This window comes from Stenotrophomonas sp. YJH_SMC_12-1 (assembly GCF_059370935.1).
This window is the reverse complement of the sequence record NZ_JCAFUD010000007.1, coordinates 154,973-179,282: the sequence shown is the minus strand read 5'-3', so window position 1 is coordinate 179,282 and position 24,310 is coordinate 154,973. Positions and strand designations below refer to the sequence as shown.

20 protein-coding genes are annotated in these 24,310 nt (G+C 67.7%); 15 read left to right on the top strand and 5 right to left on the bottom strand.

Going from position 1 to position 24,310, the window contains the following annotated elements; translation table 11 throughout:
* The first annotated feature begins 267 nt into the window (after nucleotides 1-267).
* Entirely contained in the window at nucleotides 268-882 is a 615-nt protein-coding gene (locus tag AC5P8Y_RS14395) for a DUF938 domain-containing protein (RefSeq protein WP_049452630.1), read from the top strand.
* A 73-nt stretch (nucleotides 883-955) separates the two neighbouring features.
* Here the strand turns inward: AC5P8Y_RS14395 and AC5P8Y_RS14390 are convergent, their stop codons facing one another.
* On the bottom strand, nucleotides 956-4,642 hold the full coding sequence (locus AC5P8Y_RS14390) for an indolepyruvate ferredoxin oxidoreductase family protein (protein WP_049402864.1): 3,687 nt from the start codon (nucleotides 4,640-4,642) through the stop codon (nucleotides 956-958).
* Nucleotides 4,643-4,813: 171 nt separating this feature from the next.
* On the opposite strand from AC5P8Y_RS14390, the gene AC5P8Y_RS14385 reads away from it, so the two are divergent.
* Complete coding sequence (locus tag AC5P8Y_RS14385) at nucleotides 4,814-5,449, top strand: tetratricopeptide repeat protein (protein WP_005407536.1); 636 nt, start codon at nucleotides 4,814-4,816, stop codon at nucleotides 5,447-5,449.
* Between the two features lie 120 nt (nucleotides 5,450-5,569).
* Here AC5P8Y_RS14385 and AC5P8Y_RS14380 read toward each other — a convergent pair whose 3' ends face one another.
* A complete protein-coding gene (locus tag AC5P8Y_RS14380) occupies nucleotides 5,570-7,054 on the bottom strand; it encodes an AAA family ATPase (protein WP_005411847.1) in 1,485 nt (494 codons plus the stop codon).
* A 123-nt stretch (nucleotides 7,055-7,177) separates the two neighbouring features.
* Here AC5P8Y_RS14380 and AC5P8Y_RS14375 point away from each other — a divergent pair, with 123 nt between their 5' ends.
* The 9 genes from AC5P8Y_RS14375 to AC5P8Y_RS14335 all read left to right on the top strand — a co-directional run bounded on the left by AC5P8Y_RS14375 (nucleotide 7,178) and on the right by AC5P8Y_RS14335 (nucleotide 16,147).
* The gene (locus AC5P8Y_RS14375; RefSeq protein WP_005407538.1) at nucleotides 7,178-7,807 is read left to right on the top strand and encodes a nucleotide-binding protein; all 630 of its coding nucleotides are present in this window, start codon (nucleotides 7,178-7,180) and stop codon (nucleotides 7,805-7,807) included.
* A 49-nt stretch (nucleotides 7,808-7,856) separates the two neighbouring features.
* Nucleotides 7,857-8,333, top strand: coding sequence for a SixA phosphatase family protein (locus tag AC5P8Y_RS14370; protein ID WP_005407539.1), 477 nt, complete (start codon nucleotides 7,857-7,859; stop codon nucleotides 8,331-8,333).
* Between the two features lie 4 nt (nucleotides 8,334-8,337).
* Nucleotides 8,338-8,955, top strand: coding sequence for a YceI family protein (locus tag AC5P8Y_RS14365; protein ID WP_495202031.1), 618 nt, complete (start codon nucleotides 8,338-8,340; stop codon nucleotides 8,953-8,955).
* On the top strand, nucleotides 8,952-11,000 hold the full coding sequence (locus tag AC5P8Y_RS14360) for a phospholipase D family protein (protein WP_005407541.1): 2,049 nt from the start codon (nucleotides 8,952-8,954) through the stop codon (nucleotides 10,998-11,000). Before AC5P8Y_RS14365 ends, AC5P8Y_RS14360 begins: the two co-directional genes overlap by 4 nt.
* Nucleotides 11,001-11,010: 10 nt before the next feature.
* Nucleotides 11,011-11,445, top strand: a complete 435-nt coding sequence (locus AC5P8Y_RS14355) for a hotdog fold thioesterase (RefSeq protein ID WP_005407542.1) — start codon at nucleotides 11,011-11,013, stop codon at nucleotides 11,443-11,445.
* A 120-nt stretch (nucleotides 11,446-11,565) separates the two neighbouring features.
* Entirely contained in the window at nucleotides 11,566-12,357 is a 792-nt protein-coding gene (locus AC5P8Y_RS14350) for a lysophospholipid acyltransferase family protein (protein ID WP_024956258.1), read from the top strand.
* Nucleotides 12,358-12,409: 52 nt separating this feature from the next.
* Entirely contained in the window at nucleotides 12,410-13,399 is a 990-nt protein-coding gene (locus AC5P8Y_RS14345) for a YheT family hydrolase (protein WP_032965474.1), read from the top strand.
* Between the two features lie 56 nt (nucleotides 13,400-13,455).
* Nucleotides 13,456-15,525 carry a tetratricopeptide repeat protein gene (locus AC5P8Y_RS14340; RefSeq protein WP_049402862.1) on the top strand — a complete coding sequence of 690 codons (2,070 nt, stop codon included), beginning with the start codon at nucleotides 13,456-13,458 and terminating at the stop codon, nucleotides 15,523-15,525.
* A 10-nt stretch (nucleotides 15,526-15,535) separates the two neighbouring features.
* Entirely contained in the window at nucleotides 15,536-16,147 is a 612-nt protein-coding gene (locus AC5P8Y_RS14335; RefSeq protein ID WP_005407546.1) for a YbhB/YbcL family Raf kinase inhibitor-like protein, read from the top strand.
* 36 nt (nucleotides 16,148-16,183) lie between these two features.
* Here AC5P8Y_RS14335 and AC5P8Y_RS14330 read toward each other — a convergent pair whose 3' ends face one another.
* The 3 genes from AC5P8Y_RS14330 to AC5P8Y_RS14320 form a co-directional block, all read right to left on the bottom strand.
* Nucleotides 16,184-16,651, bottom strand: coding sequence for an META domain-containing protein (locus AC5P8Y_RS14330; RefSeq protein ID WP_049432642.1), 468 nt, complete (start codon nucleotides 16,649-16,651; stop codon nucleotides 16,184-16,186).
* Nucleotides 16,652-16,793: 142 nt separating this feature from the next.
* Nucleotides 16,794-17,621 carry an META and DUF4377 domain-containing protein gene (locus tag AC5P8Y_RS14325; protein ID WP_005407548.1) on the bottom strand — a complete coding sequence of 276 codons (828 nt, stop codon included), beginning with the start codon at nucleotides 17,619-17,621 and terminating at the stop codon, nucleotides 16,794-16,796.
* A gap of 73 nt (nucleotides 17,622-17,694) precedes the next feature.
* The gene (locus tag AC5P8Y_RS14320) at nucleotides 17,695-18,489 is read right to left on the bottom strand and encodes an undecaprenyl-diphosphate phosphatase (protein WP_024956253.1); all 795 of its coding nucleotides are present in this window, start codon (nucleotides 18,487-18,489) and stop codon (nucleotides 17,695-17,697) included.
* Nucleotides 18,490-18,712: 223 nt separating this feature from the next.
* Between AC5P8Y_RS14320 and glnA the strand changes: the two genes are divergently transcribed.
* From glnA to AC5P8Y_RS14300, 4 genes are all read left to right on the top strand, one after another.
* Nucleotides 18,713-20,122, top strand: coding sequence for a type I glutamate--ammonia ligase (glnA, locus tag AC5P8Y_RS14315; protein ID WP_005407550.1), 1,410 nt, complete (start codon nucleotides 18,713-18,715; stop codon nucleotides 20,120-20,122).
* Nucleotides 20,123-20,445: 323 nt separating this feature from the next.
* Complete coding sequence (locus AC5P8Y_RS14310) at nucleotides 20,446-20,784, top strand: P-II family nitrogen regulator (protein ID WP_004134334.1); 339 nt, start codon at nucleotides 20,446-20,448, stop codon at nucleotides 20,782-20,784.
* 21 nt (nucleotides 20,785-20,805) lie between these two features.
* Nucleotides 20,806-22,236, top strand: coding sequence for an ammonium transporter (gene amt, locus AC5P8Y_RS14305; protein ID WP_049402861.1), 1,431 nt, complete (start codon nucleotides 20,806-20,808; stop codon nucleotides 22,234-22,236).
* A 304-nt stretch (nucleotides 22,237-22,540) separates the two neighbouring features.
* The gene (locus AC5P8Y_RS14300; protein WP_164227153.1) at nucleotides 22,541-24,265 is read left to right on the top strand and encodes a ShlB/FhaC/HecB family hemolysin secretion/activation protein; all 1,725 of its coding nucleotides are present in this window, start codon (nucleotides 22,541-22,543) and stop codon (nucleotides 24,263-24,265) included.
* The last annotated feature ends 45 nt before the right edge of the window (nucleotides 24,266-24,310 follow it).

Genomic DNA, 24,310 nt, shown 5'->3' with positions numbered 1-24,310 from the left:
AACAGCAACAGCAACAGCGGGCTTGCTGAGGGATGGCGGGGCGGTGTGGGTGGGCAGGACACGCCGTAAACCCGTCCCTGGGGCTCGATGGCGCCCTCCATGGCGCCAACGGTCCTGCCCACCTACCCCGCCATCCCACAGCAAGTCCGCTGTTGCTGTTGCTTTGGCTGTTGCCGTTGCTCCGGCTTCTGCGGGTGCAGGGCGCAGCCCTGCCGAGCAACACCCCCTCGTGCACAATGGAGCCGACCCCGCCTGGACCCCGTCCTGATGTCGAGCAAGCCGTATTCAGAAGCCTGCGAGCGCAACCGCGAACCCATCGCCACCGCACTCGACCCGTGGATGGGCGACCGCCGTCGGGTGCTGGAGATCGGCAGTGGCACCGGCCAGCATGCGGCCTTCTTCGCCGAGCGCTGGCCGTGGCTGCGCTGGCAGCCCAGTGATCATCCGGACCATCTGCCCGGCATCGAGGCCTGGCGTGCGGAGACCGCGCTGCTGAACCTGTTGCCGCCGCTGGCGTTGCAGGTGGAACTGCCACCGGCGCCTGGGCTCAGCCTGCCACAGGGCAGCACGTTCGACGCCGCATTCAGCGCCAACACGCTGCACATCATGAGCTGGGAACACGTGCAGGCACTGTTCGCCGCGCTGCCACCGGCGCTGCGTCATGGTGCGCTGCTGGCGGTGTATGGCCCGCTCAACTACGGCGGCCGCTACACCAGCGACAGCAACGCGCAGTTCGATGCCTGGCTGAAGGCACGTGATCCGCGCAGCGGCATCCGCGATAGCGAAGCGGTGCAGGCGCTGGCCGCCGACCACGGATTCACCCGACTGGGGGATGTGGCGATGCCGGCCAACAACCGCCTGTTGCTGTGGCGGCTGGGCTGAACCGCCGGTAGTACCGGCCGCTGGCCGGCAACCGATTGCCAGGAGGGATGCCGGCCAGCAGCCGGCACGCCCATCAGGCCACCTGCACGATGTGCAGTGCCTTCGGGTTCCGCCACTGCGCCAGCAGCGTGGCTTCCCGCGCCTTGGCCTGCGCGAAGTGGGCTTCCTTGACGTGGCCGAAGCCGCGGATGTGTTCGGGGATGCTGGCAATCTCCACCGCCAGCGCCAGGCGGTCGTCATCCAGGCCATCCAGCAGCACCTGCACGGTCGCCTCGTAGTCACCGATCAGCTTGCGCTCCATGCGACGTTCCTCGGTGCGGCCGAACACGTCGAGTCGGCCGCCACGCAGGAACTTCAGTTTCGCCAGCAGGCCGAACGCCTTGAACATCCACGGGCCGTATTCCTTCTTCAGCAACCGGCCCTGCTCGTCCTTCTTCGCGAACAGCGGCGGCGCCAGGTGGAAGCGCAGCTGGTAATCGCCCTCGAACTGCTGCTGCAGGCGGCGCTGGAAGTCACCGCTGGTGTACAGGCGGGCCACTTCGTACTCGTCCTTGTAGGCCATCAGCTTGAACAGGTAGCGGGCTACCGTCTCGGTCAACGCAGTGGAACCGCCGATGCGCTCGGCTTCGGCGGCGCGCACGCGCTCGACCAGGCTGCGGTAGCGGTTGGCATAGGCAGCATCCTGGTAATCGACCAGGAAGGCGGCGCGACGCTCGATCATTTCGTCCAGCGAACGCGACAGGCGTGCGTCGTCCAGCGGCAGGAATGCCACGTCGCCACCGTGCGAGGGCAGGCCACGCAGCTCGCGTTCGTCGCCGGTGTTGCGCGGTGCCGCGGTCGCACCCCATTCATTGCCTTCCCACTCGCCCGGCGGCAGCGGGTGCAACGGGCCGGGGGTGGACTCGGTATCGGTGTGGCGGTTGCGCACCAGGCCGGCGGCCTGCTGCACGGCCTGCGGGTCGACCACCGCCAGGCGGCCCCAGGCAAAGGCCTGCTGGTTCATCGCCACGGCGGCGCCATTGAGTTCGATGGCGCGCATCAGCGACTCGAACGACAGCGGCACCAGGCCCTGCTGCCAGGCGTAGCCGAGGATGAACAGGTTGGCGGCGATGGCATCGCCCAGCAGCGCGGTGGCCAGCTGGGTGGCATCGAGCAGCAGCGGCTCCTGGCCGCCCAGGGCTACGCGCACACCGGCGATGATGTCGGCGGCGGGGAACTGCATGTCCGGACGGGTGGTGAACGTGCCCGGCATCGCTTCGTAGGTGTTCAGCACCACCTGCGAACGGCCGGCGCGCACCTTCGAAAGCGCCCAGTAGTCGTTGACCACCACCATGTCGCAGCCCAGCACCAGGTCGGCTTCACCGGCGGCGATGCGCACGGCGTGGATGTCATCCGGGCGGCGTGCGATGCGGATGTGCGTGGTCACCGCGCCACCCTTCTGCGCCAGGCCGGTCTGGTCGAGCACGGTCGCGCCCTTGCCTTCCAGGTGGCCGGCCATGCCCAGCAGTGCACCGATGGTCACCACGCCGGTACCGCCGACGCCGGTGATCAGGATGTTCCAAGGTTGTTCCAGCGTGCCGCGGATGGTTGGTGCCGGCAGATTGTCCAGCAGCGTGGAGGCATCGCGCTTGCTGCCCTTGCGCGGCTGGCCACCGTGTACGGTGACGAAGCTCGGGCAGAAGCCGTTCACGCACGAATAGTCCTTGTTGCAGTTGGACTGGTCGATCTCGCGCTTGCGCCCGAACTCGGTTTCCTTCGGCAGCACCGACACGCAGAAACTCTTCTTGCCGCAGTCGCCGCAACCTTCGCAGACCAGCGAATTGATCAGCACCCGCTTCTGCGGATCTTCCAGCTTGCCGCGCTTGCGGCGGCGACGCTTCTCGGTGGCGCAGGTCTGTTCGTAGATCAGGATCGAAACACCCTTCACTTCGCGCAGGCGCTTCTGCACCTCCTCCAGTTCGCTGCGGTCGTGGAACTCCACGTCGCTGGGGAAGTGCTCGCGCTGGCCGGTCCACTTGCCGATGTTGTCCGACAGCACCACGATGGTGTGGATGCCTTCGGCGCGCATCTGCCGTGCGATGTCGGGCACGCTCAGCGGGCCGTCCACCGGCTGGCCGCCGGTCATCGCCACCGCGTCGTTGTAGAGGATCTTGTAGGTGATGTTGACGCCGGCCGCGACCGCTTGGCGGATCGCCAGCGAGCCGCTGTGGAAATAGGTGCCGTCGCCCAGGTTCTGGAACACGTGCGGGGTATCGGTGAACGGCGCCTGCCCGGCCCAGGTCACGCCTTCGCCGCCCATGTGGGTGAAGGTGTCGGTGCTGCGGTCCATCCAGGTCACCATGTAATGGCAACCGATGCCGGCCAGTGCCCGCGAGCCTTCCGGCACCTGGGTGGAGGTGTTGTGCGGGCAGCCCGAGCAGTAGTGCGGCACGCGCGGGAAGCTGGCGCGCGGCAACGCAAGCTCGGCTTCCTTCTGCTGCATCCACTGCAGGCGTTGTTCAATGGATTCGTTGTTGAAGAACTTCTGGATGCGGCGGCCGATCACGCCGGCGATGGTGGCCGGGGTCAGTTCGCCGGTGGACGGCAGGATCCATTCGCCACTCTCGTCGTACTTGCCGACGATGGACGGGCGCTGGCCCCAGCTGGCCGGCCAGTTGAAGAACTGTTCCTTCATCTGGCGCTCGATGAAGGCACGCTTCTCCTCCACCACGATGATGTCTTCCAGCCCCTGCGCGAAGCGCGCGATGCCCTGCGGTTCCAGCGGCCAGGTCATGCCGACCTTGTACACGCGGATGCCGATGTCGGCGCACGCGGCTTCGTCCAGGCCCAGGTACTCCAGCGCCTGCAGCACGTCCAGGTAGCTCTTGCCGGTGGTGACGATGCCCAGCCGCGCGCGCGGCGCATCCATCACCACCTTGTCGATGCCGTTGGCGCGGGCAAAGGCCTGCGCGGCCTTCACCGCATAGCGGTGCAGGCGCATTTCCTGGTCCAGCGGCGGGTCCGGCCAGCGGATGTTGAGGCCACCCGACGGCATCTCGAAGTCTTCCGGCAGCACGATGCGGCGCGCCATCGGATCGACCTGCACCGACGCCGACGATTCCACCGTCTCGGCGATCGTCTTGAAGCCGACCCAGCGGCCGGTATAGCGGCTCATCGCCCAGCCCAGCAGGCCCATGTCGAGGATGTCCTGCACGCCGGCCGGGTTCAGCACCGGCATCATCGCGCTGACGAACTCGTCCTCGCTGCCATGCGGCAGGGTCGAACTGCGGCAGGCATGGTCATCGGCGGCCAGTGCCAGCACGCCACCATAGCGCGAGGTGCCGGCCGCATTGGCATGCTTGAACACGTCGCCGCAGCGGTCCACGCCCGGTCCCTTGCCGTACCACATGCCGAACACGCCCTGCACGTTGGCGCCGGGGAACAGGTTGGTCTGCTGGGTGCCCCATACCATGGTGGCGCCCAGGTCCTCGTTCAGGCCGGGGGTGAACTTCACCTTGGCCGCTTCCAGATGCTTGCGCGCGCGCCACAGTTCCAGGTCGAAGCCACCCAGCGGGCTGCCACGGTAGCCACTGACGAAGCCGGCGCTGTCGATGCCTTCGGCGGCATCGCGCAGGCGCTGCATCAGCGGCAGCCGCACCAGCGCCTGCACGCCACTCAGGTAGATCCGCCCCTCGTTGCGGGTGTACTTGTGGTCGAGCGTGTAATCACGGTCGAGCAGGTCGGCGGAGGAGGGCGAAGTGAGTTGCGCGGTACTGGTCATGGCTGGCCCGGTAGGATCGGCTGGCACCGGCCGCGTGCGGGCACGCGGCGGGAAAGGCGCGAATTGTAGCAGCGGGGCCGTGGTGGGCCCGGCACTCGCGCCCGCGCCGCTGCTGGGGTTAGGATCGGGGCGAGAGAGGGAGGCTGCGGTTGTGCAGCCTGGGGAGAAGGGATGTCAGTTCCAGGAAAGATCCTGGCCAGCGTGCTGCTGGCCTCGGGAGCGGCCACGGCGTGGGCCGCGCCGGCCATGCCGGCACCACAGGAGTTCTACTTCGACAGCGACCTGGCGGCGGCACCGATGGTGGCGATGCAGGGCGAGGGCGATGAGCTGGTCACCCAGCTGGTGAGGTTGCGCGAGCGCGGCCGGCGCGCGGTGGAAGCCACCGTGCAGCTGGCTTCGGTGGCCAGCACCCAGGGCCGTGCCGAGCTGGCCGACCAGCTGTATGGCGAGGCCCTGAAGGAGGCGCCGGCACAGAGCAGCGCGGGCCGCAGCGTGCGTTGGAACTATGGCTGGGACCTGCTGCGCCAGGGCAAGCCGGAGGCGGCGCTGGAGCAATGGTTGTCGTCGGCCGGCAATGCGCGCAGCAAGCCCAGCTGGGTGCCACCCACGTACGCGCTGGCCCTATGGCGGATGGGGCAGAAACAGGAGGCCGTGCAGTGGTATGCCGCAGCAGTGCGTACCGAGCCGTCGCAATGGAGCACCAGTGCCAATTACGCGCAGCTGCTGCCGCAGTGGCGCGAGGATGAGCGCGCGTCGTTGGCCGAAGTGCAGCAGGCCTGGGCGGCGGCCCCGCCTGCGTGGCCCTGAGGGAGGGGTTGGGCCGGGTTCACGGCGTCCCCCGCGAATCCACCCCGCCCGGCCAAGCGTGGCTTTTGATGTTCACAGCCAACCAGCCGCCACGAGGGGCTGCGCCGTTCGCTGGAAACCTCAATCGTCCGCGGAAACCGTCCGCCCCGACGCCCATGCCCGCAGTGCCTCGACCTGCTCGGCCATCAGCACCGACAGCGGCCGCGTCGCACGGATCTCGTTCATCAGCAGCTCGGTATCCAGCGGCCGCCCTTCGGCGTGCGCCGCATACAGCCCGGCCACGATCGCCTGCTCGATCTCCGCACCTGAGAAACCATTCGCCGCGGCCGCCAGCGCCGGCAGCGCGAAGTCGTCGGCATTGAGCTGGCGCCGACCCAGGTGCAGCCGCAGCAGTTCCACGCGCACCTCCGGCGAAGGCAGGTCAACGAAGAAGATCTCGTCGAAGCGGCCCTTGCGCAGCAGCTCGGCAGGCAGCTCGTGCACCTGGTTGGCAGTGGCCACGATGAACACCGGTGCCTTGCGCTCGGCCATCCAGGTCAGCAGATGGCCCAGCACGCGGCGTGACACGCCACCGTCCTCGCCACCGCTGGCCAGGCCCTTCTCGATTTCATCCATCCACAGCACGCAGGGCGCCAGCTGCTCGGCCGAGGCCAAGGCCTGGCGCAGGTTGGCCTCGGTCTCGCCGTGGTACTTGTTGTACAGCGCGCCCACGTCCAGGCGCAGCAGCGGTACGCCGAAACCGGCGGCGGTGGCCTTGGCCAGCATCGACTTGCCGCAACCCTGCACGCCCAGCAGCAGCATGCCGCGCGGTGGGTCCAGCCCGGCCGGTGCGGAGCCAGCGATGAACGCCACACGCCGCTGGTTGATCCAGCGCTTGAGCCGGTTGGCGCCGGCCACGTCGCCGAACCGCGCGCTGTCATGCTCGAAGAACAGGTGGCCGCTGCGGTTGAGCAGCTCGAACTTCAGCCGTGCCAGCTGCGGCAGGTCGTCGTCGCGCAGCGCGCCGTCGGCGTAGATCAGCTGCCGGGCGATGCGCCGGGCATCGACCAGGCTCAGGCCCTGCAGGTTCTTCAGGATCTTCTTCACCGCCTCGCTGTCGACTTCGACGCGGCGGCCGCCGTGTTCGCGGGCGTAGGCATCGGCCTCCTCGCGCAGCATCTTCAGCAGGGCGTTGGCATCGGGCAGGCGCGGGTTGAAGCGGACCGCCAGCGCTTCCAGCTCGGCCGGCAGTTCGACCTTGGCGCCGATCAGCACCAGCACGTGCGGTTCGCTGTGGCGGCGCTGGATCAGGTCGCGCAGGGCGCGCTGGTGGCTGGCATAGCCCAGGTAGGGGTGGAAATCGAGCAGCAGGTAGACCCCGCGCTGCCCGGCCTGGCGGATCATCTGCAGGGCCGCGCTGGCGTCGGGTGGCCCGGCCGGCGGATCTTCGCTGTCCAGGTCGATGCGGCGCAGGCCCTCGGTGATCGACCACCGGTGCAGCGCCCGCCAGACGTGCATCAGCGTCTGCCGGAACAGGTCGACGATGCGACCCTCGTCCTGGGTCTCGATCACGATCAGGGGGGTGTTGGCGCGGATCAGTGCGCTCAGGTCCTGCAGCTCGCTCATGCCGGTTCGATCCTTCGGGGGCGCCACGATAGCAAAGGCGATGGCCGCAGGTTCAGCGCGGTGCTACCTCCCGTCACCACCGCCGGTGTACGCTCGGGGCACGTACCCGGAAGCGAGGCTGGCATGAAGACGATCCTGGTGGCCGGTTCCAAGGGCGGGGTGGGCAAGACCACCGTCGCCACCCACCTGGCCGCGTACGCGGCATTGCAGGGCAGGGCCACGGTGATCGCCGACGCCGACCCTCAGGGCTCCAGCACCCGCTGGGCGCAACGGCGGGCCGGGCTGGAAAGCGCGGTGCTCCCCATTGATGTGTATCGAAAGAAGCAGTGGGCGCAGAAGCTGCCCGATGGCACCGAAACCGTCATCATCGACGCACCGGCGGGCGCGTTGGCCGACGATATCCCCCATTTCCTTGACGCTGCCGACGCGGTGGTGGTGCCGGTGCTGCCCTCGGCGCTCGACATCGAAGCCATCGTCGGCTTCCTCAACAGCCTGGCCCAGAACCCGCGGGTGCACAGCCGCAAGCTGCCGGTGGGGCTGGTCCTCAACCGCACCAAGCCCTGGACCCAGACCTCGCAGCAGGCGTTGCAGATGCTGGCCGAATGGCCGTACCCGGTGGTCGCGCAGCTGCGTGACAGCCAGAGCTACGTGGTCATGACCGGCCTCGGCCGCAGCCTGTTCGACTACCGCTCGGCCCAGGTGCGGGAGCATCAGGCCGACTGGGAGCCGCTGCTGTCCTGGCTCAAGCTTTGATGCCTGCGTCACTCTTCCTGCTGCATCCTCTTCTTCATGGAAACCCGCGATGCGTGAACTGATCCTGCTGCGCCATGCCCATGCCGAACCGGCTACCCCCGGCCAGGCCGACCTCGACCGGCCGTTGTCGCCGGTGGGGCTCGCCGAAGCCGAAGCCGCCGGCAAGTGGCTGAAGGAGAACAACCTGCTGCCGGACTGCGTGCTGTGCTCACCGGCGCGGCGTACCCGCGAAACCCTGGAAGCCGTGCTCGGCACCATCGGTTACGTGGAAAAGCGCCTGGAAGACCGCATCTACGAAGCCACCCCCGGCACCCTGGCGGCATTGGTGGACGACCGCCGTGATCTCGACCGGGTGCTGATCGTCGGCCACAACCCGGGCCTGGAGCGGCTGGTGGCGTTGATGACCGAGGGCACCAGCAGCGACTACCGCGGCATGCCGCCGGCCGGCATCGCCGTGCTCGGCTTCCCGCGCGAGGCCTCGATCGAGCCAGGCGTGGCCAGCCTGAACGCATTCTGGTGGCCGTGATCCGATGAGCCTGGCGCGGCGCAGCCGCTATCTGCTGCCCGCGCTGCTGGCACTCGGCCCGGCCTGGGCGGCCGTGCCCACGCCGACCACCCTGCCACCGGTGGTCGCCGAAGCGCACCGGGTAATGCGCCTGGATACCCAGCGTTCGCAGATCGGCTTCGAGGTGCGCACCCGTTTCGGGCAGCGTATCGAAGGCCTGTTCCCGCACTTCGAAGGGCGCATCGAGATCCTCTCCGACGGCCGCCACCAGGTGCATCTGAAGATGTTCACGCGCTCGGTCGAGATCCCCGGCAAGGCGCGCTATACCGGATGGATGCGCGGCGAGGAGTTCTTCGATGCCGGCCGCCATCCGGTGGTCGAGTTCGACTCGCTGCCGTACTGGCCGGAAACCGTGGAGAGCGGTGGCGACATCAACGGCCGGCTGACCCTGCGCGGGATCAGCCACCCCCAGACACTGAAGGTCGAGAAGGCGGAGTGCGCCCGACCCGGCTATGATTGCGACGTCGTCAGCCGCGGTACCGTGCAGCGAGGCCGGTATGGCATGGACAGCTGGCAGCTTGCCTTGAGTGACCGAGTGACTTTCGTATTGCGTGCGCGCCTGAGCGAGGCGCCGAAACCGTGAACCTCCTGCTGCGTGTACTGGCGCTGGCAACCGTGTTGCTGGGCAGCGGTTGTGCATCGCTGTCGAATGCCGAGCGCGACCGCGCCGAGGCAATCGCCGTGCAGGCACGTTCGACCGTGGTCGACTGCCAGCGTGCAGACCGCTGTGCACAGGATTCGCCGCTGCGGGCGCTGGCCGGCCGGGCGTTCACCGAATCCACCCCGGAACGACCGCGCCACTACGCCACCCTGCTCGATGAGGGCGAGGGCGCCCTGGTCGCACGCCTGAACCTGCTGCGCAGCGCCACCCGCAGCATCGACCTGCAGACCTACATCTTCGACAAGGACGACAGCGCCCGTCTGGTCATCGACGAACTGCTGGCCGCATCGCGGCGCGGGGTGAAGGTGCGGCTGCTGATCGACCAGCTCTCGGCGATCTCCGACCTGCAGATCCTCGGCGCCCTGTCCGGCGCCCACCAGAACTTCCAGCTGCGGGTCTACAACCCGACCTTCGGCAAGGCCCGGCTGAACTACTTCGACTATGCCGGCAGCGTGCTGTGCTGCTTCCGCCGGTTCAACCAGCGCATGCACAACAAGCTGCTGGTGATCGACGATGCGATCGGCGTGGTCGGTGGCCGCAACTACCAGGACGACTATTACGACTGGGACCGCGAGTACAACTTCCGCGACCGCGATGTACTGATCGCCGGCCCGGAAGCACGTGCGATGGCGGCCAACTTCGACGCGTTCTGGCGCGCACACCGCAGCGTGCCGGCCGAGCGCCTCAACGACGTGGGCCGCACGTTGCTGCGCGAGGGCGTGCCAACGCTGCCGCCGGCCAGCTTCCGCCGCCCGGAACGGGTACAGCGGGTCAGCGCCGAAGCCAACGACACCGAGTTCGTCACCCGTTCCTTCGTGGATACCGCGCTACCGGTGGCTTCGGTGCGCTACGTGGCCGACCTGCCACGCAAGCATCGCCGCGAGAAGGCCGATGCACCGCTGGCCGGCCAGCATGTGACCGAGCCCCAGCTGGATGCGCTGATCGCCAGTGCGCAGAAGGAAGTGATCCTGCAGACGCCGTACCTGGTGCTGTCCAAGCCGGCGCAGAAGCTGTTCCGTGAACTGCGCAAGCGCCCGCAGCCACCGCGCGTGGTGGTGTCCAGCAACAGCCTGGCGGCGACTGACAACCCGATCGTGTATGCGTTGTCGTACAAGTACAAGCGGCGCAACATGCGCGAACTGGGCTTCAACATCTTCGAATACAAGCCGTTCCCGCTGGACGCGCCGGTTGACTACCGCAACCTGCTGCCCGACCCGATCGCTGCGCCCGGGGGGGAAGACGAAGGCGGTCGCAATCCGCTGATCGGTGGCAGTGCTGCCGGCAGCAACGCACGCGGTGGCAGCAGCAGTGGTTCGGATGCCGGCAGCAGGCAGGGCCCGTTGAATCGCCACAGCGATGGTGCCTACGACAACGCACGCGCACGCCGTCGCGCCGCCGGCAGCGAGGTGGAAACGCGCCTGCTGCGCACCGAGACGCGGCCGTCGTTCCTGGGCAGCAAGGCGGTCAACAAGCCGTTGCCGGTCACCCGCAAGGGCGCGCGCATGGGCCTGCACGCCAAGTCGCTGGTGGTCGACCGCCGCATCGGCGTGGTCGGCACCCACAACTTCGATCCGCGCAGCGAGAACTACAACACCGAAGGCGCGGTGATCATCGACGACCCGGTTTTTGCCGAGGAACTGGCGCAGAGCATCCTGCGTGACACCCACCCACAGAACTCCTGGACGGTGGCGCCACGGGCGAAGCCACCGGTGCTGTCGGGGCTGAATTACAGCGTCGGCAAGGCCTCCGAAGCGCTGCCCATCCTTGATTTCTGGCCCTGGCGCTACGCCACCGACTACGAGTTCAAGCCCGGCCCGGAGTGCCCGCAGCCGCTGCCGCGGCAGGATCCTGATTTCCATCGCTGCTACGTCGCCGTCGGCGACTTCCCCGAAGTCAACGTCGGCCCGAAGTGGCTGCTGGTGCGCATGCTGACCGCATTCGGCGCCGGTCTCGTTCCCATCCTCTGAAGGTACCCGCATGGCCCAGGTGTTCCGCGAAGCCGTTTCCATCGAGCAGCTCAACGCGCTCAGCCGCAACACGGCGATTGAATCCCTGGGCATCGTCTTCAGTGCCGCCGGCGAGGACTGGCTGCAGGCCACCATGCCGGTGGATGAGCGCACCCGCCAGCCCTACGGCATCCTGCACGGCGGTGCCTCGGTGGTGCTGGCCGAGACCCTGGGCAGCAGCGCCGGCAACCTGTGCGTGGATACCGGCAAGCAGGTCTGCGTGGGCCTGGAGATCAATGCCAACCACGTGCGTGCCGTGCGCTCGGGCACGGTCACCGGCACCGCCCGCGCGCTGCACGTCGGCCGCAGCACCCAGCTGTGGGAGATCCGCATCGAGGACGAGCAGGGCCGCCTGGTATGCATCTCGCGGCTGACCCTGGCGGTGGTGGCTGCCGGTCACGGCTGAGCCCCCCTGGGGCTCGTTGACGGCAGCGGAACCCAGCGTTCCCCGCCGATTGCCCCGGTCGATGGCGGTTATGGCCTAAATCGGCTGGCAGCGATGACGGCCCTCCGGTATCGTGCGCGGATGACTTCCCCCACTCCGGCCCCCCGTGGCGGCGTGGCGCGTGTGTGCCGTTACCTGTACCGCGTACCGCTGCTGTTGGTCCACATCATCGTGTTCCTGCCGCTCATCCTGATCGGCATGCTTCCGCCGTGGGGCGAACTGCGCGTGGGCGAGGCGACCTTCGGCGCCAAGGTGGTCAACTGGTGGCAGGGCGGGCTGATGTGGATCTTCGGCTTCCGCCTGGTGCAGGTCGGCGCGCCGCTGCCCGGTGCCGTGCTGTTCGTGGCCAACCATGTCAGCTGGGTCGATATCTGCATCCTGCACAGCCAGCGCATGATGGGCTTCGTCGCCAAGCGCGAGATCGCCAGCTGGCCGCTGGTGGGTTGGCTGGCCGCGCGCGGCCAGACCATCTTCCACCAGCGTGGCAACACCGAATCGCTCGGTGGCGTGATGCAGGTGATGGCCGACCGCCTGCGCGAGGGCAAGGCCGTGGGCGTGTTCCCGGAAGGGCGGACCCGCGGCGGTCACGAAGTGGGCCCGTTCCACGCCCGCATCTTCCAGGCCGCGGTCGAGACCGGCGTGCCGGTGCAGCCGGTGGCCCTGGTGTACGGGGCGAAGGGCGACGCGCAGACCATCGTCGCGTTCGGCCCGAACGAGAGCTTCTTTGCCAATTTCCTGCGCCTGCTCGGCGAGCCGGCGCGACGTGCCGAAGTGCACTTCCTGGCGCCGATCGGTGCACAGGACCTGGAAGGCCGTCGGCGCATCGCGGAAACCTCGCGCGCGCGCATCGTGGCGGCCATGAGCGCCGGGTGAGGCTACGGTGGCCCTGATCCCGCCACCTGTCCTGGACGCCGGTACGCCGACGCTGCATGCGGCTGACTATCAGCCGCCGCGCTGGCTGCGCAATCCGCACCTGCAGTCGATGCTCAGCTCCAGCCGCATGCGCCTGCAGCGCGGCCTGCTGCTGCTGGCGGCCACCGGTGCGGTCAGCGAAGAGCTGATCCTCGATGGTGGTGATGGCGTGCGCCTGCAGGGCTGGCACAGCCATGTCGAAGGCCGCGAGCCCAAGGGCATCGCGCTGCTGCTGCATGGCTGGGAAGGCAGTGCCGAATCCAGCTACATGCGCATGGCCGCCGCGCGCATGATCGAGCAGGGCTTCGACGTGGTGCGGCTGAACTTCCGCGACCACGGCAACACCCATCACCTGAACCCCGGCATCTTCCACTCCAATCTCATCGATGAAGTGGTGCACGCCGCGGGCGATATCGCCCAGCGCTGGCCGCAGCTGCCGCTGGTGGCCGCCGGTTATTCGCTGGGTGGCAACTTCGTGCTGCGCCTGGCCCTGCGCGCACCGGCTGCCGGCGTGCCGCTGCTGCGCGTCGCCTCGGTGTGCCCGGTGCTGGACCCGGCGCTGACGATGGAGAGCATCGAGAACGGCCCGGCGATGTACGACTGGTACTTCCGCCGCAAGTGGGCCGGCTCGCTGCGCCGCAAGCGCGATCTGTTCCCCGAGCTGAGCGACTGCGACGACCGCGTGCTGAAGCTGGACATCCGCGCGCTGACCGCCTGGCTGGTCGAGCGCCACACCAGCTTCGGTTCGCTGCAGGCCTATTTCGACGGCTACTCGATCGCCGGCGACCGCCTGTCGACCCTGCAGGTACCGGCCGACATCCTGATGGCGCAGGATGACCCGGTGATTCCGTACGCGACCTTCAGCAACTGGCAGCTGCCGGGCCAGGCGCGCCTGGAAACCGCCTGCTGGGGCGGCCACTGCGGGTTCATCGAAAACTGGCGCGGCGACGGCTTCTCCGAGCGCTGGGTCGCCCAGCGCCTGCAGCGGGTCCTGCAGGCCTGAACCGGCGACAGCGCGCAGCCCGCTACAATGCGGCTTTGCACTTGAACCGGACTGCCATGCAAGACCAGATCATCCAAGCGTTGCGCCAGAACCAGGCCGACCAGGCCGTGCAGCTGGCCCAGGCGTGGACCCGTGACGAACCCGGCCAGGCCAACGCCCACCGCTGGCTGGCGCTTGCGCTGCAGCAGCAGGGCAACGCCGAGGAGGCGATGGAGGCCCTGCAGCAGGCGCTGCGGCTGGCCCCGGACGACGCCCAGCTGCACCTGCAGCATGCCGGCCTGCTGCTGGCACTGCGCCAGTTCGAGGGTGCCGACGAAGCACTGGTGCGCACCACCGGCCTCGATCCGAACTCGTTCTCCGCCTATCTGATGCAGGCGCACCTGGCGATCGGCCGCAATGACTTCGACGAAGCGCAGCGCATCTCCACCCTGGCCGCGCGCGTGGAGCCGGACCATCCGGAACTGCTGACCATCGACGGCATGGTTGCACTGCGCCGCGGTGACGCCGACCGTGCACTGGCGCTGCTGTCGGCTGCCAGCAAGGCACTGCCGGACGATACCCGCGTGCTGTACGCGCTGGGCTTTGCCTACCTGGGCAAGGACATGCTGGCGTTTGCAGAGCAGTCGTTCCGCCGCGTGCTGGAACTCAATCCGTCACTGTCCTCGCTGCATGGGCTGGTGGTGCAGCTGGCACTGCGCCAGGGCAACGTACCGGCCGCCGCCGAAGCGATGCAGGTGGCCCTGCAGCAGCCGGAGATGGACGTACCGTCGATGCGACGCCTGGCGGGTGAACTGTCGCTGCGCAATGGCCAGCCGCTGCAGGCCCTGGACTACCTGCTGCCGCTGCTGGAGACGCAGCCGGAAGACCGCCAGGTGCTGCAGCTGCTGCTGATGTCATGGCAGCGCCTGGGGCGCGAGGATGAAGCGCGTGCACGCCTGGATGCGGTATTGGATACCAATGACCAGCTGCACGATGTGTGGCTGGCACGGCTGGCCATCGAGCAGGTGGGCAGCGAAAGCGCCGTGACCGTGGTCGAGCGCTGGATGGCGGCGATGCCCGCGCATCTGCCGGCCCTGGAGGCGCGCCTTCGCCTGCATGACATGGCCGGCGAACATGCTCAGGCCGAAGCGATCGCCGAACGCATCGTCAGCCTGGAACCGGGCCGCGTCAGCGGCGAGACCCGGCTGGTCGAAGGCCTGCTGCAGCGCGATCCCGCCGCCGCCGTGGCCCGCGTGCAGGCGCTGATCGAGCTGGCGCCGGAAGAGCATCGCGCCGACCTGCGGACGTGGATGGGCGAGATCCAGGACCGCGCCGGGCAGCCGCAGGACGCCCTGCGCACCTGGCTGTCGCTGCAGGCTGACCAGGCGCCGCGGCGCTTGCCACTGCCGCCACAGGCCAAGTCCCCGCCGAGCTGGCCGGACAAGGGCAGCATCGACGGCGATGCCAGCTCCGCGCCGATCTTCCTCTGGGGCCCGCCGGGTTCGGGCGTTGAGCGGGTGGCGACCGGCCTGGCTGCTGCCAGCCCGGTGCTGCGCAGCGACCGCTACACCAACACGCCGCCCGATGATGCGTTCCAGAACTACAACACATTGCAGGACCTGGCCTCAGGCGTGCTGACGCCGGAGCGGCTGGTGCAGCGCTGGCGTGAACAGCTGCCGGCACGTGGCCTGCAGAGCGACACCGTGATCGACTGGCTGCTGTGGTGGGACAACGCCCTGCTGTGGGCGCTGCGCCCGCAGCTGCCGCAGGGCCGCCTGGTGCTGGTGCTGCGCGACCCGCGCGACATGCTGCTGGACTGGGTGGCCTACGGTGCCGCCGCGCCGCTGGCGATGACGTCGCTGGCCGAAGCCAGTGAATGGCTGACCCGCGCGCTGACCCAGATCGCCACGCTGCATGAGGACGACCTGTACCCGCACGTGCTGCTGCGCATCGACCAGATCGGCAACGATCCGCAGGCGATGGCCGAACTGCTGGGCCGCCTGTTCGAGCGGCCGATGCCGCCGGCGGCACAGCTGGGAGCCCCGCGCCTGCCGGCCGGCCACTGGCGCAACTACCGCGACGTGATGAGCGCCGCCTTCGCCCAGCTCACCCCGGTTGCGGTGCGCCTGGGTTACCCGGAAGAGTGAGGAGAGTCCGATGCAGTTGACCAGCCACAGCCTGACCAACGGCGCACCGATCGATCGTGAGTTCGCCGCGGGCGACGCCAATGGTTTCGCCCCGGACCGCAACCCGCACCTGGCCTGGAGCGGGGCGCCGGCCGGCACCCGTTCGTTCCTGCTGGTATGCGTGGACCCGGACGTACCGACCGTGCCGGAGACGGTTGGCCGCAGCGACATGAGCGTGCCGCGCGACCAGCCGCGCTGCGATTTCGTGCACTGGGTGATGGCCGATATCCCGGCCACGGTGCAGGAGATCGCCGCCGGCAGCTGCAGCGACGGCTTCGTGGTGAAGGGCAAGCCCGCACCCGCCGGCCCGGCCGGCAGCCGCCAGGGCCTGAACGACTTCACCGGCTGGTTCGCGGGCAACCCGGACATGGCCGGTGATTACCTGGGCTATGACGGCCCGTATCCGCCGTTCAACGACGAGCGCATGCACCGCTATTTCTTCCGGGTATTCGCGCTGGACGTGGCGTCGCTGGACCTGCCGCAGCGCTTCACCGCCGCCGACGCGTACCGCGCCATGCACGGCCACGTGCTGGCCGAAGCCGCACTGCACGGCACCTACACGTTGAACCCGGCGCTGGGCTGAGCAGCACACAGGGAAGATGCCGGCCAGCGGCCGGCCCTACCTTCCATCCGCTTGCAGCGCCGCCGGTTCGAACACTGCGGTGTCGCCTCTCGCGTTGCGCAGCACCAGCGCGCCGCGGTCGTCAAGCGCAAGCGTCGGTGCCGAGCCTTCGCCGTGCATCAGCTTTCCGGCGAGCTTCTGCTGCGTGGGCAGTCTCTGATCGATGCATAGCGCTGTGGTCTGCACGCCGTTGCGCAGGATCAGCAGATTGCCCTGCAGCCGGTACTCGTTGCTGACGTGGTTGCACAGGTTCAACTCGCTCATGAAACCGGACTGGAAGCGCAGTGTGTAGGGCGCGCGACCGCGGACGAACAACGCGTCGATGCGCTTTCCTTGCGCGTTGGTGGCACGCACCAGTTGCCACAGGTGCGCTTCAAGCTGATAGGTGCTGGGCGTGCTGGCAGCGGCCACATTCGCGGACATGACGAGCAGCGCAGCAATGATGAGGACGGGGACGTGCTTCATGCCGATCTCCCGATGCATCCGGGTAGTGCCGGCCGCTGGCCGGCAGCATCCGTGTGTTGGCAGTGCCGCGCAGGGCAGCCGGCCAGCGGCCGGCCCTACCGACCATGAAGAAGGGCGGCCTCGCGGCCGCCCTTCCATCGTTTTATTTCTTCTCGATGGCCGACTCGACCACCATGTCCAGCACGTACGCCTGCGACGGCGCATCGGCCGGCGGGTTCTTCACCTCGTAGCGCTTCACGCGCACCACGTTGCGCACGCCGTCTTCGTGGGTGTAACCCTCGATGTTGCCGTAGAAGTTCTCGAACTTGCCCGGCTCGCCCTGCTTCAGGCCCTTGTCGTCGAACTTCACTTCGCGCACCTGCAGGCACTGGTAGTCCGGGATCAGCGGGTGCGAGCACTTCTCGGTCTTCGCAGCCACTTCCAGGAACACGGTTTCGCCGGCGCCGCCGTAGCGGGTTTCAGCGGTCGGTTCCGGGTTGAACACCAGCACGTCGCCCTTGGCGGTGGTCAGGGTCAGCTTGCCATCGGCATCCTGCTCGGCCTTCAGCTCGCCCTGCAGGCGGCTCGACACGGCCTCGTCCAGCGCCATCAGCGCCTTGTCGGTGCAGGCCATCATGGTCGAGGCCATCGCACTGACCGTCAGCTTGCCGTCGGCCAGGGTGTAGCCGCCACCCATGTGGTTGCAGGCGTTGCTGACCGACAGGCGGCCATCAGCGAAGTCCAGGGTGACCGGCTTGTCTTCGCGGGCGAACAGCGCGTCGATGCGCTTGCCGTCGGCGCCGGTGGCCTGCTGCAGCAGCCAGTGCTGGCTCTGCAGGCGCTGCGCATCCAGGTGCGCCAGCGTCTGCTGGTCTGCTGCCTTGGCCGCGGCCGGGGCCACGTCGTCGCCGCCTGTGCCGGCCGGTGCCGGGGTCTGGCTGCAGGCGGCCATCAGGGCCAGCGGGAGGAGCAGGGTGAGCTTGCGGTTCATGGTGATTCTCCTTGGGGAACCGTGGGGGAAACGGGGTAGGGCCGGCAACGGGGTTGCCGTGCCCCGGTGCTGTTCAGCTGCCGGACGGCAGCCACAGCAGCAGCGCCGCGCCCAGCGCGATGCGGTAGATGGCGAAGGCGGTGAACCTGTGCGACTTGATGTAGCCCATCAGCCACTTCACTACGACGAAGCCGGTGACGGCCGCGGCAAGGAAGGCCACGCCCACGTCGGTCCAGTTCTCGCTGCCCAGCTGCCCAGCCTTGGCCATTTCCAGGAAGGTGTAGGCGCTGGCGGCGAACATGGTGGGAATGCCGACCAGGAACACGAACTCGGCGGCGGCCGCGCGGCGGCTCAGGCCCAGCAGCATGGCCAGGAAGATGGCCGAGGCCGAGCGCGAGGTGCCGGGGAACACGCCGGCCACGACCTGCGCCAGGCCGACGCCGATCGCCACCGTCCAGGTCACCTGGTCGCGGTCGGGCAGGCGCGCGGTGTAGGCCTCCACCAGCAGCATCCAGACGCCACCGATGATCAGCGCCCAGGCCACCGGGCTGACCGTTTCCGGCAGCGACCAGCCGGCCTTGCGTACCACCAGGCCGACCACCGCGGTGACCAGGAACGCCGCGCCCAGCTTGAACACGTACTCGCGGTTCCCGCGCTGGTTGAAGCCGGTGGCCAGCTGCAGCAGGCGCTGGCGGAACACCAGTACCACGGCCACGATGGCGCCGGCCTGGATGACGATGTTGAAGAAGTCCGAACGGGCACCCAGCCAGTGCTGGGCGATGAGCAGGTGGCCGGTGCTGGAGATCGGCAGGAACTCGGTCAAGCCTTCGAGGATGCCCAGCAGCAGGGCGGAGAGCAGGTCGGACATGGACGGTGCGTGCACGCGCGGCGGAAGGAAGAAGGGCGAGAGGATAGACGATCCGCGCTGCACCAAACGGGTGCGTCTGGTGGTCGGTGCACTCGTTTGGTGCGCCGCGTTCTGCACCCGCACGGGGCGGCCTTCATGAAATCAATGACTTGCGGCATCTGAAAAGTTGGCACGGTCGTTGCTCTACCTCAGCAGGCATTCATCCCCATCCGAGGTCGTACCGATGTCCGTGGAAAACGTTGAGAAGCTGATCAAGGACAACCAGATCGAATTCGTCGATCTGCGCTTTGTCGACATGCGTGGTGTCGAGCAGCACGTGACCTTCCCGGTCAGCATCGTCGAACCGTCGCTGTTCGAAGAAGGCAAGATGTTCGATGGCAGCTCGATCGCCGGCTGGAAGGGCATCAACGAGTCGGACATGGTGCTGCTGCCGGATACCGCCAGCGCCTACGTCGACCCGTTCTACGCCGATCCGACCATCGTGATCAGCTGCGACATCCTCGACCCGGCCACCATGCAGCCGTATGGCCGTTGCCCGCGCGGCATCGCCAAGCGCGCCGAGGCCTACCTGAAGTCCTCCGGCATTGCCGAAACCGCGTTCTTCGGCCCGGAGCCGGAATTCTTCATCTTCGACTCGGTCCGTTTCGCCAATGAAATGGGCAACACTTTCTTCAAGGTCGATTCCGAAGAAGCCGCCTGGAACAGCGGCGCCAAGTACGACGGCGCCAACAGCGGTTACCGTCCGGGCGTGAAGGGCGGCTATTTCCCGGTTCCGCCGACCGACACCCTGCACGACCTGCGCGCCGAGATGTGCAAGACCCTGGAACAGGTCGGCATCGAAGTGGAAGTGCAGCACCACGAAGTGGCCACCGCCGGCCAGTGCGAGATCGGCACCAAGTTCAGCACCCTGGTGCAGAAGGCCGACGAACTGCTGCGCATGAAGTACGTGATCAAGAACGTCGCGCACCGCAACGGCAAGACCGTCACCTTCATGCCCAAGCCGATCGTCGGCGACAACGGCAGCGGCATGCACGTGCACCAGTCGCTGTCCAAGGGCGGCACCAACCTGTTCTCCGGCGACGGCTACGGCGGCCTGAGCCAGCTGGCGCTGTGGTACATCGGCGGCATCTTCAAGCACGCCAAGGCCATCAATGCCTTCGCCAACTCGGGCACCAACAGCTACAAGCGCCTGGTGCCGGGCTTCGAAGCGCCGGTGATGCTGGCCTATTCGGCCCGCAACCGTTCGGCCTCGTGCCGCATTCCGTGGGTCTCCAACCCGAAGGCGCGCCGTATCGAAATGCGCTTCCCGGACCCGATCCAGTCCGGCTACCTCACCTTCACTGCGCTGATGATGGCCGGCCTGGACGGCATCAAGAACCAGATCGACCCGGGCGCACCGAGCGACAAGGACCTGTACGACCTGCCGCCGGAAGAAGAGAAGCTGATCCCGCAGGTCTGCTCCTCGCTGGACCAGGCGCTGGAAGCGCTGGACAAGGACCGCGAGTTCCTGAAGGCCGGTGGCGTGATGAGCGATGACTTCATCGACGGCTACATCGCGCTGAAGATGCAGGAAGTGACCAAGTTCCGCGCGGCCACCCACCCGCTGGAATACCAGCTGTACTACGCCAGCTGACCGGATGCGATGGCGGTGGGTTTCCCCCTCCCACCCGCCGCCATCGCTTCCGTTTTCGCGGCTGGGGAGCCGCGGTCAGGTCGGGGTCGGATCCCGTTCGTTTACGAATGGGCTCTGACCCCTGATCCAGGGGCAAGAGAGAGACCGGATACGCGACCAGGGCCGCCCTCCCTCCCGCGTCGGTCGTGCAAGGAGAGAGGCACGGCCGTCCCGGCCCTGTACGTGTCCGGTGCAACAGCCACGGTCATCATCCTGATGACCCGTGGTTGCCTGATGCCAACGCGCGCTGGCGCGCTGGCCCCATCCACCATCGGGACATGCGCATGAAACTGATCTCCGCCATCATCCGGCCGTTCAAGCTCGACGAGGTCCGCGAGGCCTTGTCCGACGCAGGCGTGTCGGGCATTACCGTGACCGAAGTGAAAGGCTTCGGCCGCCAGAAGGGCCACACCGAGCTGTATCGCGGCGCCGAGTACGTCGTCGATTTCCTGCCCAAGATCAAGATCGAAACCGTAGTCACCGACGAGCGTGCCGATGCGGTGATCGAAGCGATCCAATCGTCGGCAGGCACCGGCAAGATCGGTGACGGCAAGATCTTCGTCACCGCCGTTGAACAGGTCATCCGCATCCGCACCGGCGAAATCGGTGCCGACGCGCTGTAACCCCTTTCCGGAGACTCCCCCATGAAGATGCGCCTTCTCACCGGGTGGCAAGCCCGGTTCCATGTCGTGTGGCTGTTGATGCTGCTGAGTGCGCTGGCCGCGGGTGCCTGGCCGGGCAATGCCCACGCCCAGGCGCAGGTGTCGCCGCTGCCGAGCGAAAGCGTGGCCGTTGAACCGCTGCAGGACCCTGCAGCTGCAGCCGCTGCGCCGGCCGTGGCCGAAGCGGCCGCCGCCTATGATCATGGCGACGTGGCCTGGATGCTCACCTCCACCCTGCTGGTGCTGCTGATGGTCGTGCCGGGCCTGGCCCTGTTCTACGGTGGCCTGGTGCGTTCGAAGAACGTGCTGTCGGTACTCAGCCAGATCCTGGTGGTGTTCTCGCTGGTGCTGCTGCTGTGGGTGGCCTACGGCTACAGCGCGGTGTTCAGCGCGGGCAATCCCTTCTTCGGGTCGTTCACCGAGTTCGCCTTCCTCAAGGGCTTCACCCCCGAGTCGGTCGGCAACACACCGATCAAGGGCCTGCCGGACTATCTGTTCGTCGCGTTCCAGTCGACCTTTGCCGGCATCACCACCGCGCTGATCGTCGGTGCCTTCGCCGAGCGCATCAAGTTCCGCGCGGTGCTGCTGTTCTCGGCGCTGTGGTTCACCCTCAGCTACATCCCGATGGCACATATCGTGTGGGGTGGCGGCTACCTGGGTGAGCTGGGTGCCATCGACTTCGCCGGCGGTACCGTGGTCCACATCAACGCGGGCGTCGCCGGCCTGGTCGCCGCGTGGTTCGTCGGCAAGCGCCTGGGCTACGGCCAGACCGCGCTGAAGCCGCACAACGTGCCGTTCACCTACATCGGCGCGATGCTGCTGTGGGTGGGCTGGTTCGGCTTCAACGCAGGCTCGGCGGCAGCGGCCGATACCGTGGCCTCGCTGGCCTTCCTCAATACCGTGCTGGCTACTGCCGCAGCGGTGCTGGGCTGGACGCTGGTGGAGGCAATCAGCAAGGGCAAGCCGTCGGCACTGGGCGCTGCCTCGGGTGCGGTGGCCGGCCTGGTCGGCATCACCCCGGCCTGCGGCACCGTCGGCCCGCTCGGCGCGATCATCATCGGCTTTGTCGCCGGCATGGTCTGCGTCTGGGGGGTGACCGGCCTCAAGCGCCTGCTGAAGGTGGACGACACGGCGGACGTGTTCGGTGTGCATGGTGTCGGCGGCATCGTCGGCGCGATTCTCACCGGCGTATTCAGTGCACAGTCGCTGGGTGGTACCAAGGCGGATCTGGATATCGCCCATCAGGTCTGGGTGCAGGTGGTCAGCGTCGGCCTCACCGTAGTGTGGTCGGCGGTGGTGACCGCGGTCATCTTGCTGGTGGTCAAGGTCGTGGTCGGCCTGCGTGTGACCGAGGAGGCCGAACGCACCGGCCTGGATGTGACCTCGCATGGTGAATCGGCCTACGAGGCCTGACCGGTTTCACGGTTTCAAGGGCGTCCCGCCACTGCTGCGCTGCACGCAGTGGCGGGCGTCAGGTACAGGTTTTCCTTGTGCCACCGGCATCAGTGGACGCAATGACGGAGCTCTGCTGGTTCCAGTGTAGATCCAGGACTCTGCCCGCTGGCGGAATGCCCTCCGTCAGACATCACACTTTGCCTTGAAGGCTTGCGCCAGCGTGGTTCGCTGGTGCTTTTTCCTGCCACACGATTCCCTTACAGTGCTGCCTCTTCCAGCCGCATCTTCGTCGGTCTGGCAGTCATCAGCAGGGAAAAGCATCGTGGAACAGGGACGTAAAGTACGCAGCCGGGTGTTGCAGTGGCGGTTGTCCGTGGGCGTGGCATTGGCCATCACTGGCCTCCAGGCGCCGGCATGGGCACAGACGGTGTCACCGGAGCAGGAACTGCTCCGGCAGCAGGAGCGCGAGCGCGTGCTGCGTGAACAGCAGGAATCCACACCGGATGTGCGCCTGCAGCCAGCCACCGAAGACCTCGGCCGCCTGCCGGTTGATGAGTCGCCCTGTTTCACCATCACCACCATCGCGCTGCAGGGCGAGCTTGCCGACCGCTTCCGCTGGGCGCTGGCGGCAGCCGATCCCCGCAGCAACCCCGCCACCGGGCGCTGCCTGGGTACGGCGGGCGTGGACATCGTGATGAAGCGCGTGCAGAACGCGATCATCGAGCGCGGCTACGTCACCACCCGCATCCTTGCCGCACCGCAGGACCTGAAGGCCGGCGTGCTGACGCTCACGGTCGTGCCAGGGCGCGTCAACGTCATCCGCTTCGCTGACGGAGAAGACCGTACCCCCGCCCTCTGGAATGCGATGCCGGTGAAGCGTGGCGAGGTGCTGAACCTGCGTGACATCGAGCAGGCGCTGGAGAACCTGCAGCGCGTGCCGACCGCCTCAGTGGACATACAGATCGCGCCACCGGCCGATGGCGCCGCCGCCAAACCCGGCGAAAGCGACCTGGTGATCAGCTGGAAGCAGGCGCGTCCGGTACGCGTCAACCTGACCCTGGACGATGCCGGCAGCCAGAGCACGGGCAAGATGCAGGCCGGTGCCACGGTGTCGGTGGACAACCCTGCGGGCCTGAGCGATCTGTTCTACGTCAACGTGGGCAGATCGGTGTTCAACGGCAGCGAACGTGGCACCGACAGCTGGGCGGCGCACTACAGCGTACCGCTGGGCGGTTGGCTGCTGGGTGCCAACGCCAGCAAGTACGACTATGAGCAGACCGTTGCCGGTGCGTTCGAGAACTACGTCTACAGCGGCTCCAGCCGCAATGCGGAACTGCGGCTGACCCGCATGCTGTTCCGCAACGCGCATGCCAAGACCAGCATGTACGCGCGTGGCTGGTACCGCGAATCGGACAACTTCATCAACGATACCGAGATTGAAGTGCAGCGCCGGCGCATGGCTGGCTGGGAGCTGGGCCTGGGCCACCGTCACTTCATCGGCAAGGCGACACTGGATCTGAACCTGGCTTACCGCAAGGGTACCGGTGCCTTCAACGCGTTGCGTGCGCCGGAAGAGGCGTTCGGCGAAGGCACGGCGCATGGCCGCATCTATAACGCGGACGCGCAGCTGGTCCTGCCGCTGCAGTGGGGCAAGCAGAGCCTGCGCTACATCGGCAGCTGGCGTGCGCAGTGGAACCGCTCGCCATTGGTGCCGCAGGACCGGTTCTCCATTGGTGGCCGCTACACCGTGCGTGGCTTTGATGGCGAAATGTCGCTGACCGGTGAGCGTGGCTGGTTGCTGCGCAATGAAGTGGGCGTGCCCCTAGGCGGCGGTGTGGAGGCCTACGTCGCCGTTGATCACGGGCGTGTCGCCGGCCCGTCCACGGCCCGATTGCTGGGCGACCGGCTCACCGGTACGGCCCTCGGGCTTCGCGGTGGCACCCGCCACATCAACTGGGATGCGTTCGTCGGCAGCCCGCTGTCCAAGCCGCGTGGCTTCCAGACCGCCTACACCACCTTCGGAATGAACCTGGGCGTCTCGTTCTGACGCCTGCACATGACCGGCCTGCGCAGTCCCCTGCGCGGCCAACAC